This window comes from Janthinobacterium sp. NKUCC08_JDC (assembly GCF_019345575.1).
Lineage (GTDB): Bacteria > Pseudomonadota > Gammaproteobacteria > Burkholderiales > Burkholderiaceae_D > Janthinobacterium > Janthinobacterium aestuarii.
Genome location: NZ_JAHKQW010000001.1, coordinates 1,011,607 through 1,026,846, shown reverse-complemented (window position 1 = coordinate 1,026,846; position 15,240 = coordinate 1,011,607). Strand labels below are relative to the sequence as shown.

The window sequence follows — 15,240 nt, the reverse complement described above, 5'->3', positions numbered from 1 at the left end:
ATTGCGGTACTCTATGCGTTCCAAGGAGGAGGCCGCACATGCTGATGACGCAACGATGCAGTGGGATGAACTTGCGGTACGCTCCACAACGACACGCACGCCGCGTGCCATGGTAAAGCCCGCCACCAAATGGCTGCGCGGGCTCTTGCGCGCCGGTAAGGCGCAGCAGCGCACGGCGACCAAGCTGGCCAAGGTGCTGTTCGGGCCCGTGCCAGCCAAGCCCAAGCCCAAGGCCAAACCCCGCAGCAAGCCCGTGGTCAAAACCAAGGCCAAAACAATCGCCAAGCCGCGCGCCAGGCCCGCCAGCGACGCCGTACCCTCGCTGGCGCCCTTTGCCACGCCCCTGTCGCCACCGCGCGTGCGCAAGCGAACGGCGCCCCCGCCGGGCAAGTGGCTGGCCGCCCACTATGCGCCGCTGCCGGAACTGGGGCAGATGCCGGGCCGGCGCCTGCCGTATTTCCTGTACCTGCCCGAGAAGGCGCCGAGCGTCGCCATGCGCAGCCGGGGCCGGCCGCTGCTGGTGATGCTGCACGGCTGCGAGCAGAGCGCCACGCAGTTTGCCGATGGCACGCGCATGAACCGCCTGGCCGAGCGCAAGGGCTACGCCGTGCTGTATCCGCAGCAATCGCTGCGCTCGCATGCGCGCCGCTGCTGGAAGTGGTACGACAAGCTGACGCAGGAGGGCGGCGGCGACGTGCGCCTGATCGTCGGCGCCATCGAGCAGGTGGCGGCCCGTTATGCGATCGACCGCGCGCGCATCTATATCTGCGGCATTTCCGCCGGCGCCGGCATGGCGCATATCGTGGCGCTGAACCATCCCCATCTGTTCGCGGCGCTGGGCCTGCATTCCGGACCCGTCTTTGGCGCCGGGCATAATCTGATCGGCGCGCTGGGCGTGATGCAGCATGGCGCTGCCGCCCGCGCCGACGTGGCCATCGATGAAGTACTGGCGCGCCAGCCCGCGTTTCCCCGCCTGCCCACCATCCTGCTGCAAGGGCTGGCCGACAAGGTGGTGCGGCCCATCAATCAGACGCAGCTGGTGCGCCAGAGCGTGCGCGTCAACCGCTTGCCGTTCGATACCGTGGTGACGGCGCAGCGCCTGTCTGGCGGCGCGGCGGGCGGGCGCAATCCGGCCCATGCGTATGCGCTGCACGATTATCAGGTGGGCAAGGATGTGCTGCTGCGCGTGGCGCAGGTCGAGCACCTCGAGCATGCGTGGAGCGGCGGCGACGCCAGCCTGCCGTTCAACGACAAGGCCAAGCCCGACGCCAGCAAGATGCTGCTCGATTTCTTCGCCAGCCACCGCCGCCGCTAAACCAGCGTGCCGCGCGCCGCAACGGTGCGCTGGCACTGGTACGCATCGTTCTCCCTTTCCCCGCAGGGCCGCGGCCAGCGCGCCGGCACGCTGGCCGTGCCCTTTTCAGCCTGAATTCTAAATACCGCAGTACCATTGATTTCACTCAAGTGGTATTGCTGCGGTATTTAAAAATCACAAAAACAGGCGTTAAAAATACTAACTGGTATACAATTGGTACACGTTTCAGTGTGAAACCGTGTCCGCCGTCCCATGCCCCGACGGCTGATACGCACTGACGGCAGCCACCCACGTTACGGAACGCGCCATGTCCATCAAGTCGAAGCAGTTGCTGTGGTTTTTTGCGTTTTTTCTCGTCTTTGAGCTCAACATCTATCTGTCGAACGACATGATCATGCCGGCGATGCTGGGCATCGTCGAGGAGTTCCAGGCGGAAAAAAAGTTCGTCCCCCTGTCACTGAGCCTGTATCTGCTGGGCGGCAGCTCGCTGCAGATTTTCCTCGGGCCCTTGGCTGACTGCATCGGCAAGCGCAAGCTGGTGTTGACCGGCAATACCTTGTTCTTGCTGGCCACCTTGGCCGTGCCATTGACCGCCTCGATCGAGCAATTTCTCGCCGTGCGTTTCATCCAGGGCATGGGCTGCTGCTTCATCTTCGTCGGCTATGCCATGATCCATGAACTGTTCGATGACATGGCGGCCGTCAAGCTGAGCAGCATTTTGTCGAGCACCACCATCCTCGCACCCCTGGCCGGCCCCATCCTCGGCAGCGCCATCATCAGCCGGCTGGACTGGCGCTACGTCTTTTTCCTCTCGGCGCTGCTGGCGCTGCTGTCCTTGCTGGGCCTGTGCAAGACCATGCCGCGCGCGGTCCCCAAGGTCACGCGCCCGGACCTGGCCGCCATCATGCGCAGCTACGCGGCCATTTTCAGCAATGGCCGCTTCATGTTCGGCATGTTCACGGCCGGGCTGGCCACCGTGCCTCTGACGGCCTGGATCGGCTTTTCGCCCATCTTCGTGCTGCAGGAAATGGGCGCGTCCTACGCCACGTATATCGCCCTGCAATGCGTGATCTTGTCGGGCTTTGTCCTCAGCAGCATCGCCATCCAGCGCCTGCGCCAGGATTTCCCCCTCGTCTCTCTGCTGCGCCTGGGCGGGCTGATCGCGGCCGCCGGCATGCTGGGCGCCGGTGCCGCCCGCCATCACGTCGACGTGTTTGCCGCCTGCATGTTTGTCTATTCCATCGGTTTCGGCCTGTTCAACGGCGCGCTGATACGTAGCGCGATCACGGCCAGCAAGGAGGCGATGACCTTGACGACGGCCGCCATGAGCTTGCTGTACTGCATTTATCTGTCCGCCTGGCTGCAGCTGTACAACGTGCTGTGCCAGCGCTTCGGTTATGCGCTGGAAACGTATGCGCTGCTCAATATTCCCGTCATCGTGGCCATCACGGCCTGCCTGCTGCTGTTTACGCGGGGCATGGCGGGGCGCCGGGAAAGCGGGGTGCGGCTGGCCCGGCACTGATGGCGCAACGATGCGCTTGTTCTCGACCTTGCTTTACCTCCTGCGAAGTTTATTGACACTCTCCTGCGGAAAATGGTGCGCCCATGAAAATAGATGACCTGGCCTCGAAACACGATCAAGCAAAGATTTTCAACCTCGAATACGAGTTTCGCATCAACCGGCTGAAACTCGATTACATCACCCTGGCCGATGTCCGGCCGGCCGGCAGCGACCTGGAGCAACTGGCCGTCGAGCACCAGGCAGGCATCGCGGCCCTGCGCAGCTTCGTCGCCCTGAACTTCAATCATTTCAACGCGGCAAGCTGCTCCTCGCTCAGCTGCATCCCCACGCGCGCGCTCGGCGACGACGAGCGCTACCTGCACCGCATCTGGATGGGCGGCCCATTGCCGGCCATCGCGGCCGAAGCGATCAGGCAGTGGGGCGCGGCGCTGGAAGAGGTGCGGCGCAACGGCGGCGCGCCATATGTCTCCATCCTGTGGGTATGGGATGCGCAGCAGCTGTGCAATGACGAGCGCTTCAGCCCCACGGGCGGCGCCGGGCGCTACACGATAGGCCGCTACGCGATCGGCGGCACGACCCTGCATATCAACTCGCTGCGCGCGCTGGCGCTCGATTTCGCGCCGGCCCGCTTCGATATCCTCGATATCCTGCATACGCAGCGCTACTTCGCCACCTTGTCCGATTATTTCCGCATCCTCATCATGTGCGAATACGGCGGCATGTATATGGATGTCGATACGATCCCGCATAATCCGGCGACGATTTTCCTGATGAAGCCGGAAGTGCCTGATTATTTCCAGCGCAAGGAGGATGGCAGCGAAGAGCGCCGGCATGTCAGCTGGATGAATCTGTTTCTCGATGAAACGGGCATGCTGATCGCCAAGAAGAACGATGCCGCGCTGCGCGTGATCCAGCGCAATGTGAACCTCGCCTATGCGGGCATCGACGCGCAGATTCCCCGTTCCTGCCCGCAATTCGAGGCGCAGCTGTTTGGCCAGTTCTATGCGGAATGGAAGAAGAACCTGGGCGTGACCGTGCTCAGCCATGCCGAGTTCTACCAGCGCTATTGCGTGCTGTATGACGGTGCGCGGGAAGCGGTGGCGGGCGGCATCCGCGGCATGCGCTTGCTGGACGATATCATTACCGACATGCACATTCCCTTGAGCGACGAGGAACGGCGCGCGTATGCGCGTTGCGTGGCGCGGCTCGACGAGATCGGCTGGCAGCTTGACGATCCTTTGATCCTGCCCGACATCGTCGATGTGTTCGATATCGAGGAAGTGCCGCGCATGGCGTATGCGGCCCAGCTGCGTGCCGACATCGACCATTTCCACTATTACTCGGTGCTGTCGGACGACCCGCAGCTCGACCGCGTGAATAGCGTCTTTTGCCGCTACCTGCTGGCCCACCGTTCGCAGCATATTGCCGCCGGTGCTTTCTGGCGCCCGACCGTGGGCCGCCACGGCAGCCGCATGCCGGCCGTCAGCGATGTGGCCCCGCCAGGTGACGAGGCGCAGGCGGACCTGCTGTCGCATGCGCCGCTCACGCTGGTGCCGGGCGAACTGCTGGACGACGAGACGAAGAACCGCATGGCGAAGCTGCTGTTTGCCACCAGCTACCTCGAATACTGCTCGTTCGGTAATAAATTGAATCTGCAATTTGTCGAATTGCAGCGGCGGCAGAATATTGACCCGTATCTGGCGCACATCCACGGCCTGCATGACGAGGACGGGCGTTTCATCGGCTTTTTCACGGCCGCGACGATGGACGAGTTCCAGGCCTGCGGCGCCGTCTCCTATTACCGTGACGACATGAAGGCGCTCGACGATGCCTATGATGAATTCGTGCTCGCGCATGCGCGTGCCGACGACTGTTTCGTCAGCAGCCTGGCCATCGACGAGAAATACCGGGGCCAGGGTTTATTCAGGCAGATGTTCCATGAAATCCGCGACCTGGCCAGCCGCAAGGGCTGCGCGCGCATCACTCTGACGGTGTGGGAAAAGAGCGAAGCGCTGCAAGTGTATCTGCACAAGGGCTTTCGCAGTGTGGGCACGTTCGACTATGCCTACAGCCTGTTCTATGACCGGCTGCATTTCCTCGTGTATGAGGGTAACTGAGGCGGGAAACTGAGGGAAGCGGGGGCGGCCGGCAGCCGCCCCGTGAGTAGCGTTACAAAGCGAGGAAGGCCAAGGCCGCCACGGCCGTCGGCAGCAGGGCGCCGGCCAGCAGGCCGATGGCGCCGATCGATTCATCCTTGAAGCCGCGGCGCAGCAGGGCCACGCCGGCCGGGTTCGGCGCATTGGCGATGACGGTCAGGCCGCCACCGGCCACGGCGCCGGCCATCAGCATGTATTTCGCTTCATCCGTCATGCCGACGATCAGCGAACCGAGGTAAGTGAGGGCCGCATTATCGGTAATGGCCGTCAAGCCCAGGGCGCCGAAGAACAGGGCCAGCGGCTTCAGGCTCGAGACGATGGGTTGCAGCCACCATTGCTGCATGCCGCCCAGTACCACCAGGCCGCCCAGGAAGAAGCCGACCAGCAAGCCTTCCTTGAGGATCAGCGGGCTTTGATAGCGCTCGTACGCCTGCACGAAGCCGAGGAAGAACAGGAACAGGCCGATGAACAGCACGGGATGGTGCGCCAGGGTCACCACGCCGGCCAGCACGATCATGTGCACGAGGCTGACGGCCAGCGGCACTTTTGGCGCTTCCACCTCGCCGGCCTTCGGCTTGATGTCGGAAGTGTTGCTGTGCAGGTATTTGCGCAGCAGAATGCTCACGCCCGTGGCGTTGACGAGTACGGCGATGGCGGCCTTCCAGCCGAAGTGGCTGGCCATGTAGGCGCTATCCCAGTTCCACGTGGTGGCCACCATCAGCACGGGCGGCGCCGCGTACGAAGTCAGGGTGCCGCCGATGGAAACGTTGACGAAGAGCACGCCCAGCGCGCCGTATTTCAGCCATTCAGGGATGCCAAGGCGGAAGATTTGCGGCGCCAGCATCAGCGCGGCCAGGGTCATGGCGGCCGGTTCCGTGATCAATGAGCCCGTCAGGGGCACGAGCGCCAGGCCCAGCCAGACGAGGCCCAGTTCCGTGCGCAGCGGCATCACGCGCGCCACGCTTTTCAACAGGCGCTGCACGGCGTCGAGCACAGGGCGCGAGGCGGCCACGACCATGACGACAAAGACGAACAGGGGCTCCGTGTAATGGCGCGACTCGGCATACTCGATGGCCGCATCGCTGCCCGAGACAAAGGCCATGATGAGGATCAGGATGAAGGCCCAGAAGCCGAACACGACTTCGACTTCGCCCAGCAAGTGCAGCAGGCCCGCATGGCGGGGATGGCGCCGCGACAAGGTTTCAAAGGACTTGGCGGCAAAGGTGTGGATGAGCGCGAGGCCGAAGACGATGGCGCTGATGATTTGGATGGTGGTCAAATGCGTTTCCTTATGGACGGAGGAAGCCGGCTGGTACGTTGCCAACCGGTAAGGAGAGTGCTTATGGTACAGCAATCGATGCCAAAAACGGGGTTTTTCGGACATGGCGGAGCGGCCCCGGCGGTAGCGGCAGTCAGATAAACCTTGCTAAAAGTGGAGCTGGATAGTACTGTATATACATACAGTATTCATCTATCTATCCAATGATGCAACATTCTCAATTGATGGCCTCGCCGGAAGCCTTGCACCCGTCCTTGTGGCGCGCATCGCAGCTGGGGCAGGGCGCCACGCGCTGCCTGGACACGGGCTTTGCCGCCCTGTCCGCGCAGCTGCCCGGCGGCGGCTGGCCCAGCGGCAGCCTGATCGACCTGCTGGTGCAGCAGCCGGGCAGCGGCGAATTGCGGCTGCTGGCGCCCGCGCTGGCGCAACTGCCGGGCTTGCCCATCGTGCTGTTGCAGCCGCCCCATCCGCCGCAGGCGCTGGCCCTGGCCGCGCAGGGACTGGCGCCATCGCAACTGCTGTGGCTCAAAAGCGCCGGCAGCAAGGATGCCTTGTGGGCGGCGGAAAACATCTTGCGCAGTGGTACCTGCGGCGCCTTGCTGTTCTGGCAGCCGCACGTGCGCGCCGACAGCCTGCGCCGCCTGCACCTGGCCGCGCAAAGCGGTAACACCCTGTTCTGCATGCTGCGCCCGCTGCACGCCGCCCAGGATGCGTCGCCGGCGCCGCTGCGTCTGTCCGTGCGCCCGGCCGCCGGCGGTATCGAGATCGGCTTCATCAAGCGCCGGGGACCGCAGCGCGACGCGCCCCTGTTCCTGCCCCTGCAACCTCCTTCATTATTGCGACGCCATGCGACTCTGGATCGGCCTGTGCCTGCCCCGGCTCCCGCTCGAAGTGTTTTGCCCGCGCTGGTCGGCTGACAGCCTGGGCGTGGTGCTGGAGCAGGAGCAAGTGATGGCCGTGTCGCCGCTGGCGCGGGCCGCCGGCATCCGGCCGGGCATGTGCCGCGCCGGTGCGCTGATGCTGGCGCCGCAGGCGCGCCTGCACGAGCGCTCGCCTGAACTGGAAGCGCAAGCCTTGCAAGCGGTGGCGCTGGCGCTGCTGCAATATTCACCGCTGGTGGCGCAAGGCGAGGAAGCGACCCTGCTGGTCGATGCGGGCGCCAGCCTGCGCCTGTTCGGCGGCGTGCGCGCCCTGTGCCGGCACATCGCGGCCAGCTTGCGCGCGCTCGGCTACACGGCCCAGTTGTCGTGCGCACCCACGGCGCGCGGCGCCTGGCTGCTGGCGCGCGCCGCTATGCGCCGGCGCCGCGTGCTGGGCATGGAGAGCCTCACCCGCCGCCTCGACGGCCTGCCGTGCGCCTTGCTGCCGCCCGCGCGCCCCTACCTCGACTGGTTCGAGGGCATCGGCTGCCGCACCCTGGGGCAGCTGCGCCACTTGCCGCGGCCCGGCTTGCAGCGCCGTTGCGGCGGGGCCTTGCTCGATATGCTCGACGATGCGCATGGCCACAGCACGGAATTGTTCGTGTGGCTCGAAGCGCCGCCCACGTTCCGCGCCAGCCTGGAATTGTTCGACCGCGTGGAGCATGCCGACGCGCTGCTGTTCGGCGCGCGCCGCCTGCTGCAGCAAATGACGGGCTGGCTGTGCGCGCGGCAATTTGCCGTCGAGCGCATCCAGCTGCTGCTGGCGCACGAGCGGGGCAGGGTGGCGCGTCCGCCCACCGTCATCGACCTGGCGCTGGGCGAGGCCGTGTGGCGCGACGAGCACCTGGTGCGCCTGCTCCAGGAGCGCCTGGCGCAGCTGGTGCTGGAGGCGCCCGTGATCGGCCTCACCCTGGAAGCGCTGCAGGTGCAGCCGATGGCGCCGCCCAGCGACAGCCTGTTTCCCGAGCCGGGCGGCACGCCGCAGGAACGCCAGCGCCTGCTGGAATTGCTGGTGGCGCGCCTGGGCACGGACAATGTCTTGCAGGCCGCGCCGCGCGCCGATTACCGCCCCGAGGCGGCCAACCAGTGGCTGCCGCTGCCGGCCAAGGCCGGCGCAAAAAACGCGCTGCCGGACTTGCCGCCAGGCTTGCCCGGCATGCCCCGTCCCGGCTGGCTGCTGGCCCAGCCCATCGCCCTGCTGATGCGCGAGCACCGGCCGTTTTATGGCTCGCCCTTGAAAATGGTGTCCGTTGCCGAACGCATAGAGGCGGGCTGGTGGGGCCAGTCGCAGGCGCGCGATTACTTCATCGCCGAAGGCCTCGACCACGCCCATTACTGGGTCTACCGCGAGCGCATTGCCGGCAGCGGAGAAGACGCCGCGCCGCGCTGGTTTTTGCATGGCTTGTTTGGCTGAATGGGCTGTCCTGCTGAAACTGCCATGCTTGGCTATACTGGCTTCCCGGCGCCGCATCTTTCATTGAAACAAAGGATATCCATGACACAGCTTTCCGACTTCCCCATCACCCAAAAATGGCCTGCCCTTCATCCCGAGCGCCTGCAGCTGTATTCGCTGCCGACGCCGAACGGCATCAAAGTTTCGATTTTGCTGGAAGAGCTGGGCCTGGCCTACGAGCCGCACCTGGTCAGCTTCGAGACAAACGACCAGACATCGCCCGCCTTCCTGTCCCTCAATCCCAACAACAAGATTCCCGCCATCCTCGATCCGAACGGTCCCGATGGCAAGCCGCTGGCGCTGTTCGAGTCGGGCGCCATCCTGCTGTACCTGGCCGAAAAGACGGGCAAGTTCATCCCCCAGGACACGGGCCTGCGCTATGAAACGATACAGTGGCTGATGTTCCAGATGGGCGGCATCGGCCCCATGTTCGGCCAGGTGGGCTTCTTCCACAAATTCGCCGGCAAGGATTACGAGGACAAGCGTCCGCTCGAACGCTACCTCGGCGAAGCCAAGCGTTTGCTGGGCGTGCTCGAGCAGCGCCTGCAGGGCCGCGACTGGATCATGGGCAGCCAATACACGATTGCCGACATCGCCATCTTCCCGTGGGTGCGCTGCCTGGTGGGTTTTTACGGTGCGGGCGATCTCGTCGGTTTTAACAACTTCCCGAACGTGCAGCGCGTGCTGGATGCTTTCCTGGCCCGGCCTGCCGTCATCAAGGGGCTCGACATACCATCGCGTGGCTAAAACAGCCGTGGCCGGACGGCGCTACAATGCGCCATCGGCCGCGCTGCGCGGCAGCTTTGATCTGAGACAATGAAATCCACCCGGCAAGATTTTCCCGGCGCGCACGGCCATGTGCTGGCGGCGCGCCTCGATGCGCCCGACGGCGCCATCCGCGCCTACGCACTGTTCGCCCACTGCTTTACCTGCGGCAAGGACGTGCTGGCCGCGCGGCGCATCGCGCAAGGCTTGACGGAACACGGCATCGCCGTGTTGCGCTTCGACTTCACGGGACTGGGTGCCAGCGAAGGCGAGTTCGCCGCCACGAATTTCTCGTCGAACGTGGACGACCTGGTCGCCGCCGCCGACTTTTTGCGGGCCAGACACGCCGCGCCGCAATTGCTGATCGGCCATAGCCTGGGCGGCGCCGCCGTGCTGGCCGCCGCGTCGCAAGTGCCGGAAGCGACCGCCATCGCCACCCTGGCCGCGCCGAGCACGCCCGCCTACGTGACGCGCATGTTCAGCGACCACCTCGAGAAAATCGCCGCCGAAGGCGAAGCGCTGGTGCAGCTGGAAGGGCGGCCCTTCCGCATCCGCCAGCAATTCGTCGACGACGCGGGCAGCCACAGCTTAAAAGAGCACATCGCCGGCCTGCGCCGCGCCCTGCTGGTGATGCACGCGCCGAACGACACGACGGTCAGCCTGTCGAATGCGATGGATATCTTTACGGCGGCCAAGCACCCGAAAAGCTTCGTTTCGCTCGACGATGCCGACCATCTGTTGACGGGGCGCGATGACGCGGCCTATGTCGCCAACGTGATCGCCGCGTGGAGTGCGCGCTATATCAGCTAAGTAACTAAGCGGCCGCCCATGAAAAACGCCGCGGCAGCAGAAGCTGGCGCGGCGCAGATGGGGGAGAAAACGGATCAGTCTTCGTCAAACTCGGCCGAAAGATCCTTCCAGCCCTTGCTCACGGCAAAGGCCGAGAATTCCTCGGGCGCTTCCAGAACGATCAGTTTCTTGTCTTGCAGGCCCAGGTCGCCGTGGCCGAAGTCGGGCCCCACGTAGCCGAGGCTGCGCAGGCGGGCCAGGATGTGGCCGACCAGGGTCTTGTCCTTGTAGGCGCCCGCTTCGAGCGGGGCGGCGAAATCGACGTAGACGTCGATGATGCCGTAGCCTTCGTCGAAGATGCGGATGGCCTTGATGTCGTGGGCACGGCCGGAGCCGTCGGTGGCCTTGAAGGGGCCGCTGAGCTGGATGTCGGTGTCATTGTTCATGCCGCCAGCATACACCAAAAGCCGGCCCCGCATGGGCGGCGCCATGCAAAATCCCCGGGATGGGTCATGTAAAATTTTCTTACAAATTTCGCGGCGTCTGGGGCACTTTTCGCCAATTTCAAGGCCTTGAAAGGGGCTGGAGAGGCCGTATATCGGTAACAAGCGGATGCTCATCGTGAGGTCCGCCCCTCTTATCGCTTCATTTGAAAAGGATATTTATCATGCGTACTTTTGACCTTGCTCCCCTCTACCGTTCCGCCATTGGCTTTGACCGCCTGGCACAGCTGCTCAACGAACAACGCGCCGATGCGCAACCGAGCTATCCACCGTACAACATCGAACTGGTGTCGGAAGACAAGTACCGCATCGTGATGGCATTGGCTGGCTTCTCGCGCGAAGAGATCGACATCATCACCGAACGCGACTCCCTGCACGTCACGGGCCGCAAGCAGAAAGATGGCGTCGAGCGCACGTTCTTACACCGCGGCATCGCTGCCCGCGATTTCGAACAGCGTTTCCAGCTGGCCAACCATGTGAAGGTCACGGGCGCCACGTTTGAAAACGGCATGCTGACCATCGACCTGGTGCGTGAAGTGCCGGAAGCACTGAAACCGCGCAAGATCGAGATCGGCGCCGGCAGCGATACCGTCAGTGTACTGGAACAGCGCCAGGCAGCCTGAGCTGAGCTGAGCTGATCCCGGCGCCACGCGCTGATATTGGCGGGAGGGAACATCCCCTCCCCGTGCAGTAAAATACTGGCCGGTTGATCCGGCCAGTGTCACGTCTGGAGCCTGTTCGGGCCCTTCATTGAGCGCCATGCAAGGTGCGTGCTGCAGGCCAGATTAAGCCATGCTTAAAGGCGCAAATACCTGTTTCCAAATAGAAAAATGTTAAGCACCGCCTAAGACTCGTGGCCCACTATTGCAGACATCAAAATCTCATTAAATGAGGAGCAATTCATGGAACAGCAAACGAATACCGCATCCCTGAAAATCAAACGCACCGTAGCCGCGCTGGCCGCGATCGGTGTGCTGGGCGCCGGTGGCGCCATGGTGGTGCATCAGAACAATGCCGGCGCGAATGCCGCTGCCGCTGCCCCAGGCGCCCCCGTGGCCGCCGCCGTGGCGCCCGCCGCCAGCGCGCCGCTGGTGGCCTTGCCCGACTTTAGCCAGATCGCCGCGCGCAACAGCCCGGCCGTCGTCAATATCAGCGTCACGGGCAGCACCAAGGTGGCCTACGACCCCTCGGCCCAGGCCGGCAATGACGACTTCGGCAACGACCCCTTCTTCGAATTTTTCCGCCGCTTCCAGGGGCCGCAGGGCGGGCAGCGCGGTGGCCGCGACGTGCCCACGCATGGCCTTGGTTCCGGTTTCATCGTCAGCCCCGACGGCGTCATCATGACGAACGCCCACGTGGTGCGCGATGCGCGCGAAGTGACTGTCAAGCTCAACGACCGCCGCGAATTCCGCGCCAAGGTGCTGGGCACGGATCCGAAGACCGATATCGCCGTGCTGAAAATCGACGCCAACAACCTGCCCGTCGTGCCGCTCGGCCATTCGAGCGACCTGAAAGTGGGCGAGTGGGTGCTGGCCATCGGTTCCCCTTATGGCTTCGACAGCACGGTGACGGCCGGCGTCGTCAGTGCCAAGGGCCGCTCCCTGCCGGACGACAGCAATGTGCCGTTCATCCAGACGGACGTGGCCGTCAACCCCGGCAACTCGGGCGGCCCCCTGTTCAACACGCGCGGCGAAGTGGTCGGCATCAATTCGCAGATCTACAGCCAGACGGGCGGCTTCCAGGGCCTGTCGTTCGCCATCCCGATCGACCTGGCCGGCCGTATCAAGGACCAGATCGTCGCCACGGGCAAGGCCAGCCACGCCAAACTGGGCGTGACGGTGCAGGAAGTCAACCAGGGCTTTGCCGATTCGTTCAAGCTGGCCACGCCGGAAGGGGCCTTGGTCGCCAACGTGGAGCGGGGCAGCCCGGCCGACAAGGCGGGCCTGAAATCGGGCGACGTGGTGCGCAAGGTGAATGGCCAGCGCATCATCGGCTCGGCCGACTTGCCGGCGCTGGTGGGCACGTCCTTGCCAGGCGACAAGATCACGATGGATGTCTGGCGTGACGGCAAGATCGTGAGCCTGACGGCAACCCTGGGCAATGCGGCCGACAAGGTGGCCGACGTGGCGAAGAGCGACAGCGCCGCCGGCAAGGTAAAGCTGGGCCTGGCCCTGCGTCCGTTACAATCGGATGAAAAACGCGAGGCGGGCATCAGCGCCGGCCTCTTGGTGGAAGACGCGGGCGGTGCTGCGGCCAACGCCGGAGTGCAGCCGGGCGACGTGCTATTGTCGGTCAATGGCCGTCCCGTCAACACGGTCGAGCAGGTGCGCGACGTGGTGGAAAAATCCGCCAAGTCGGTCGCCTTGCTGATACAGCGGGGACCCGACAAGATTTTTATTCCGGTGCGTTTAGGCTGAAAACAAGAGTAACGAGATAGAGAGGCAAGCCATGCGCTTATTGCTGGTAGAAGACGATACGATGATCGGCGAGGTGGTGCTCGATTTGCTGCGCGCCGAGCATTACGCGGTGGACTGGGTCAAGGATGGCGACATGGCCGATACGGCCCTGCAGACGCAGACCTATGACCTGGTATTGCTGGACCTGGGCTTGCCGCGCAAGGATGGCCTCGACGTGCTGCGCTCGATGCGCTTGCGCAAGCTCGACACGCCGGTCCTCGTGGCCACGGCGCGCGACGCCATCGAGCAGCGCATCGCCGGCCTCGACGCGGGCGCCGACGATTACGTCTTGAAACCGTATGACCTCGACGAACTGCTGGCGCGTATCCGCGCCCTGCTGCGGCGCGCCTCGGGACGGCCGGAACCGGTCTTCGAACACCAGGGCGTCTCCATCAATCCGCTGACGCGCGAAGTGATCGCCGAAGGGCATCCCGTCAATCTGTCGGCGCGCGAATGGGCCGTGCTGGAAGCCTTGATCGCGCGCCCTGGCATCGTGCTGTCGCGCGCGCAGCTGGAAGAAAAGCTGTACAGCTGGAAGGATGAAGTCAACAGCAATGCCGTGGAAGTGTATATCCATGGCTTGCGCAAAAAGCTGGGCAGCGACTTGATCCAGAACGTGCGCGGCCTCGGCTACATGGTGCCCAAGGCATGAGGATGAAGGTCACGGTGACGCATTCGCTGCGCGGCCGCCTGCTGTGGTTTTTGCTGGCGGCCATCATCATGGCGGCCCTGGCGCAAGCGTCGATCGCCTATCGCAGCGCCCTGTACGACGCCGACCAGATTTTCGATTACCACATGCAGCAGATGGCTTTGTCGCTGCGCTCCGGCGCGCCGCTGGCCAACCACGCGCAAGCCTTGCCGGCCGACCCCGTCAACAACGACATGGTGGTGCAGGTATGGACGCCGGACGGCGTGCAGGTCTTCCGTTCGATCACGCGCGCGGAATTGCCGCAGCGCGCCGTGCTGGGCTTTTCGAATGTAAAGGCCAACGGCACGACTTACCGCATCTTCTCCGTGCAAACCAGTTCACAGACCGTGCAGATCGCCCAGGACATGGCCGTGCGCAAGCGCATGGCCGGCAGCCTGGCGCTGCGCACGGTCGGGCCGATTGCCCTGATGGCGCCGATTCTGATGCTGGTCGTCTGGTGGGTCGTCAGCGGTTCGCTGGCGCCCGTCTCGCGCGTGCGCAAGCAGGTGGCGGCGCGCCAGGCGGACGATCTGTCGCCCGTTTCGGAAGCGGGCTTGCCCGACGAAGTGCGTCCCCTGGTGCATGAGCTGAACTTGCTGTTCGGCCGCGTGAAAACGGCATTCGACGCGCAGCAGCATTTTGTCGCCGACGCCGCGCATGAATTGCGCACGCCGCTGGCGGCATTGAAGCTGCAGGTATTGAGCCTGGAGCGGGCCGAATCGCAGGAAAAGCGCAGCCTGGCGATCTCCCGCGTGAGCGCCGGCATCGAGCGGGCCACGCGCCTGGTCGAGCAGTTGCTGGTGCTGGCGCGCCAGGAAGCGAGCGCCGCCAGCGGCGACCAGCTGCAGGCGGTGGATTTGAACGACGTCGTCAAGCGCGCGCTGGGCGACATGGCCGGCATCGCGCAGGCGCGCAAGATCGACCTGGGCCTGCATCACATGGATGCGGCCAAGGTGGCGGGGCAGGCCGATGCGCTCAACATCATGCTGCGCAACCTGGTCGACAACGCCATCAAGTACACGCCGCAGGGCGGCACGGTCGACATCGACCTGCGCGCCAGCCCCGTCGGCGTGACCTTGTCCGTGGAAGACAGCGGCCCCGGCATCCCGCCCGAGGAGCGCGAGCGTGTCTTCAGCCGCTTCTACCGCGTGCCCGGCACGGACGCCAACGGCAGCGGCCTGGGCCTGGCCATCATCAAGGCCATCGCCGAGCGCCACGGCGCGCGCCTGGTGCTCGATAAATCCGAGCGCCTGGGTGGTTTGTGCGTGCGCGTGGAATTCCCGCAAGCCGTGAAAAAATAGCGTTTTGATCATGATCTTTGGCATGTTGCATTGACGCGCGCGCCGCTGGCATATATTGTCTGCGCAATAAGCAATCAAGCAAACGGAGCGCAG

Annotated in this window: 13 protein-coding genes; 11 read left to right on the top strand and 2 right to left on the bottom strand. The window is 64.3% G+C overall.

The features are described from left to right. Nucleotides 1–109: 109 nt before the first annotated feature. From KO538_RS04725 to KO538_RS04715, 3 genes are all read left to right on the top strand, one after another. Entirely contained in the window at nt 110–1,315 is a 1,206-nt protein-coding gene (locus KO538_RS04725) for a PHB depolymerase family esterase (RefSeq protein ID WP_034750784.1), read from the top strand. A gap of 307 nt (nt 1,316–1,622) precedes the next feature. Continuing rightward, nucleotides 1,623–2,837, top strand: coding sequence for an MFS transporter (locus KO538_RS04720; protein WP_034750781.1), 1,215 nt, complete (start codon nt 1,623–1,625; stop codon nt 2,835–2,837). 83 nt (nt 2,838–2,920) lie between these two features. Beyond that, nucleotides 2,921–4,954, top strand: coding sequence for a GNAT family N-acetyltransferase (locus KO538_RS04715; protein WP_219327603.1), 2,034 nt, complete (start codon nt 2,921–2,923; stop codon nt 4,952–4,954). Nucleotides 4,955–5,006: 52 nt separating this feature from the next. Here KO538_RS04715 and KO538_RS04710 read toward each other — a convergent pair whose 3' ends face one another. After that, on the bottom strand, nt 5,007–6,272 hold the full coding sequence (locus KO538_RS04710; protein ID WP_219327602.1) for a putative Na+/H+ antiporter: 1,266 nt from the start codon (nt 6,270–6,272) through the stop codon (nt 5,007–5,009). A 206-nt stretch (nt 6,273–6,478) separates the two neighbouring features. On the opposite strand from KO538_RS04710, the gene imuA reads away from it, so the two are divergent. The 4 genes from imuA to KO538_RS04690 all read left to right on the top strand — a co-directional run bounded on the left by imuA (nt 6,479) and on the right by KO538_RS04690 (nt 10,220). Further along, nucleotides 6,479–7,189 carry a translesion DNA synthesis-associated protein ImuA gene (imuA, locus tag KO538_RS04705; RefSeq protein WP_219327742.1) on the top strand — a complete coding sequence of 237 codons (711 nt, stop codon included), beginning with the start codon at nt 6,479–6,481 and terminating at the stop codon, nt 7,187–7,189. Further along, nucleotides 7,119–8,606: a DNA polymerase Y family protein gene (locus KO538_RS04700; protein WP_219327601.1), complete on the top strand. Its 1,488-nt coding sequence runs from the start codon at nt 7,119–7,121 to the stop codon at nt 8,604–8,606. Before imuA ends, KO538_RS04700 begins: the two co-directional genes overlap by 71 nt. A gap of 81 nt (nt 8,607–8,687) precedes the next feature. Beyond that, nucleotides 8,688–9,392 (top strand): glutathione binding-like protein, encoded by a 705-nt coding sequence (locus tag KO538_RS04695; RefSeq protein ID WP_219327600.1) that lies wholly within the window; start codon nt 8,688–8,690, stop codon nt 9,390–9,392. 69 nt (nt 9,393–9,461) lie between these two features. After that, nucleotides 9,462–10,220, top strand: a complete 759-nt coding sequence (locus tag KO538_RS04690) for a S9 family peptidase (RefSeq protein WP_070303486.1) — start codon at nt 9,462–9,464, stop codon at nt 10,218–10,220. A 74-nt stretch (nt 10,221–10,294) separates the two neighbouring features. On the opposite strand, the gene KO538_RS04685 is transcribed toward KO538_RS04690, so the two are convergent. Further along, a complete protein-coding gene (locus tag KO538_RS04685) occupies nt 10,295–10,645 on the bottom strand; it encodes a hypothetical protein (RefSeq protein ID WP_034783462.1) in 351 nt (116 codons plus the stop codon). Nucleotides 10,646–10,866: 221 nt separating this feature from the next. On the opposite strand from KO538_RS04685, the gene KO538_RS04680 reads away from it, so the two are divergent. The 4 genes from KO538_RS04680 to KO538_RS04665 all read left to right on the top strand — a co-directional run bounded on the left by KO538_RS04680 (nt 10,867) and on the right by KO538_RS04665 (nt 15,147). After that, entirely contained in the window at nt 10,867–11,325 is a 459-nt protein-coding gene (locus tag KO538_RS04680) for an Hsp20 family protein (RefSeq protein ID WP_034750759.1), read from the top strand. Nucleotides 11,326–11,604: 279 nt separating this feature from the next. Next, the gene (locus KO538_RS04675; RefSeq protein ID WP_219327599.1) at nt 11,605–13,119 is read left to right on the top strand and encodes a Do family serine endopeptidase; all 1,515 of its coding nucleotides are present in this window, start codon (nt 11,605–11,607) and stop codon (nt 13,117–13,119) included. 31 nt (nt 13,120–13,150) lie between these two features. Further along, on the top strand, nt 13,151–13,810 hold the full coding sequence (locus KO538_RS04670; RefSeq protein WP_034750756.1) for a response regulator transcription factor: 660 nt from the start codon (nt 13,151–13,153) through the stop codon (nt 13,808–13,810). A gap of 2 nt (nt 13,811–13,812) precedes the next feature. After that, nucleotides 13,813–15,147 carry an ATP-binding protein gene (locus KO538_RS04665; RefSeq protein WP_034750754.1) on the top strand — a complete coding sequence of 445 codons (1,335 nt, stop codon included), beginning with the start codon at nt 13,813–13,815 and terminating at the stop codon, nt 15,145–15,147. Nucleotides 15,148–15,240: the final 93 nt, after the last annotated feature.

Coding starts and splice junctions, on each gene's coding strand:
- KO538_RS04725 (WP_034750784.1), top strand. CDS start 110: ATGGTAAAGCCCGCCACCAAATGGCTGCGCGGGCTCTTGCGCGCCGGT.
- KO538_RS04720 (WP_034750781.1), top strand. CDS start 1,623: ATGTCCATCAAGTCGAAGCAGTTGCTGTGGTTTTTTGCGTTTTTTCTC.
- KO538_RS04715 (WP_219327603.1), top strand. CDS start 2,921: ATGAAAATAGATGACCTGGCCTCGAAACACGATCAAGCAAAGATTTTC.
- imuA (WP_219327742.1), top strand. CDS start 6,479: ATGCAACATTCTCAATTGATGGCCTCGCCGGAAGCCTTGCACCCGTCC.
- KO538_RS04700 (WP_219327601.1), top strand. CDS start 7,119: ATGCGACTCTGGATCGGCCTGTGCCTGCCCCGGCTCCCGCTCGAAGTG.
- KO538_RS04695 (WP_219327600.1), top strand. CDS start 8,688: ATGACACAGCTTTCCGACTTCCCCATCACCCAAAAATGGCCTGCCCTT.
- KO538_RS04690 (WP_070303486.1), top strand. CDS start 9,462: ATGAAATCCACCCGGCAAGATTTTCCCGGCGCGCACGGCCATGTGCTG.
- KO538_RS04685 (WP_034783462.1), bottom strand. CDS start 10,645: ATGAACAATGACACCGACATCCAGCTCAGCGGCCCCTTCAAGGCCACC.
- KO538_RS04680 (WP_034750759.1), top strand. CDS start 10,867: ATGCGTACTTTTGACCTTGCTCCCCTCTACCGTTCCGCCATTGGCTTT.
- KO538_RS04675 (WP_219327599.1), top strand. CDS start 11,605: ATGGAACAGCAAACGAATACCGCATCCCTGAAAATCAAACGCACCGTA.
- KO538_RS04670 (WP_034750756.1), top strand. CDS start 13,151: ATGCGCTTATTGCTGGTAGAAGACGATACGATGATCGGCGAGGTGGTG.
- KO538_RS04665 (WP_034750754.1), top strand. CDS start 13,813: ATGAAGGTCACGGTGACGCATTCGCTGCGCGGCCGCCTGCTGTGGTTT.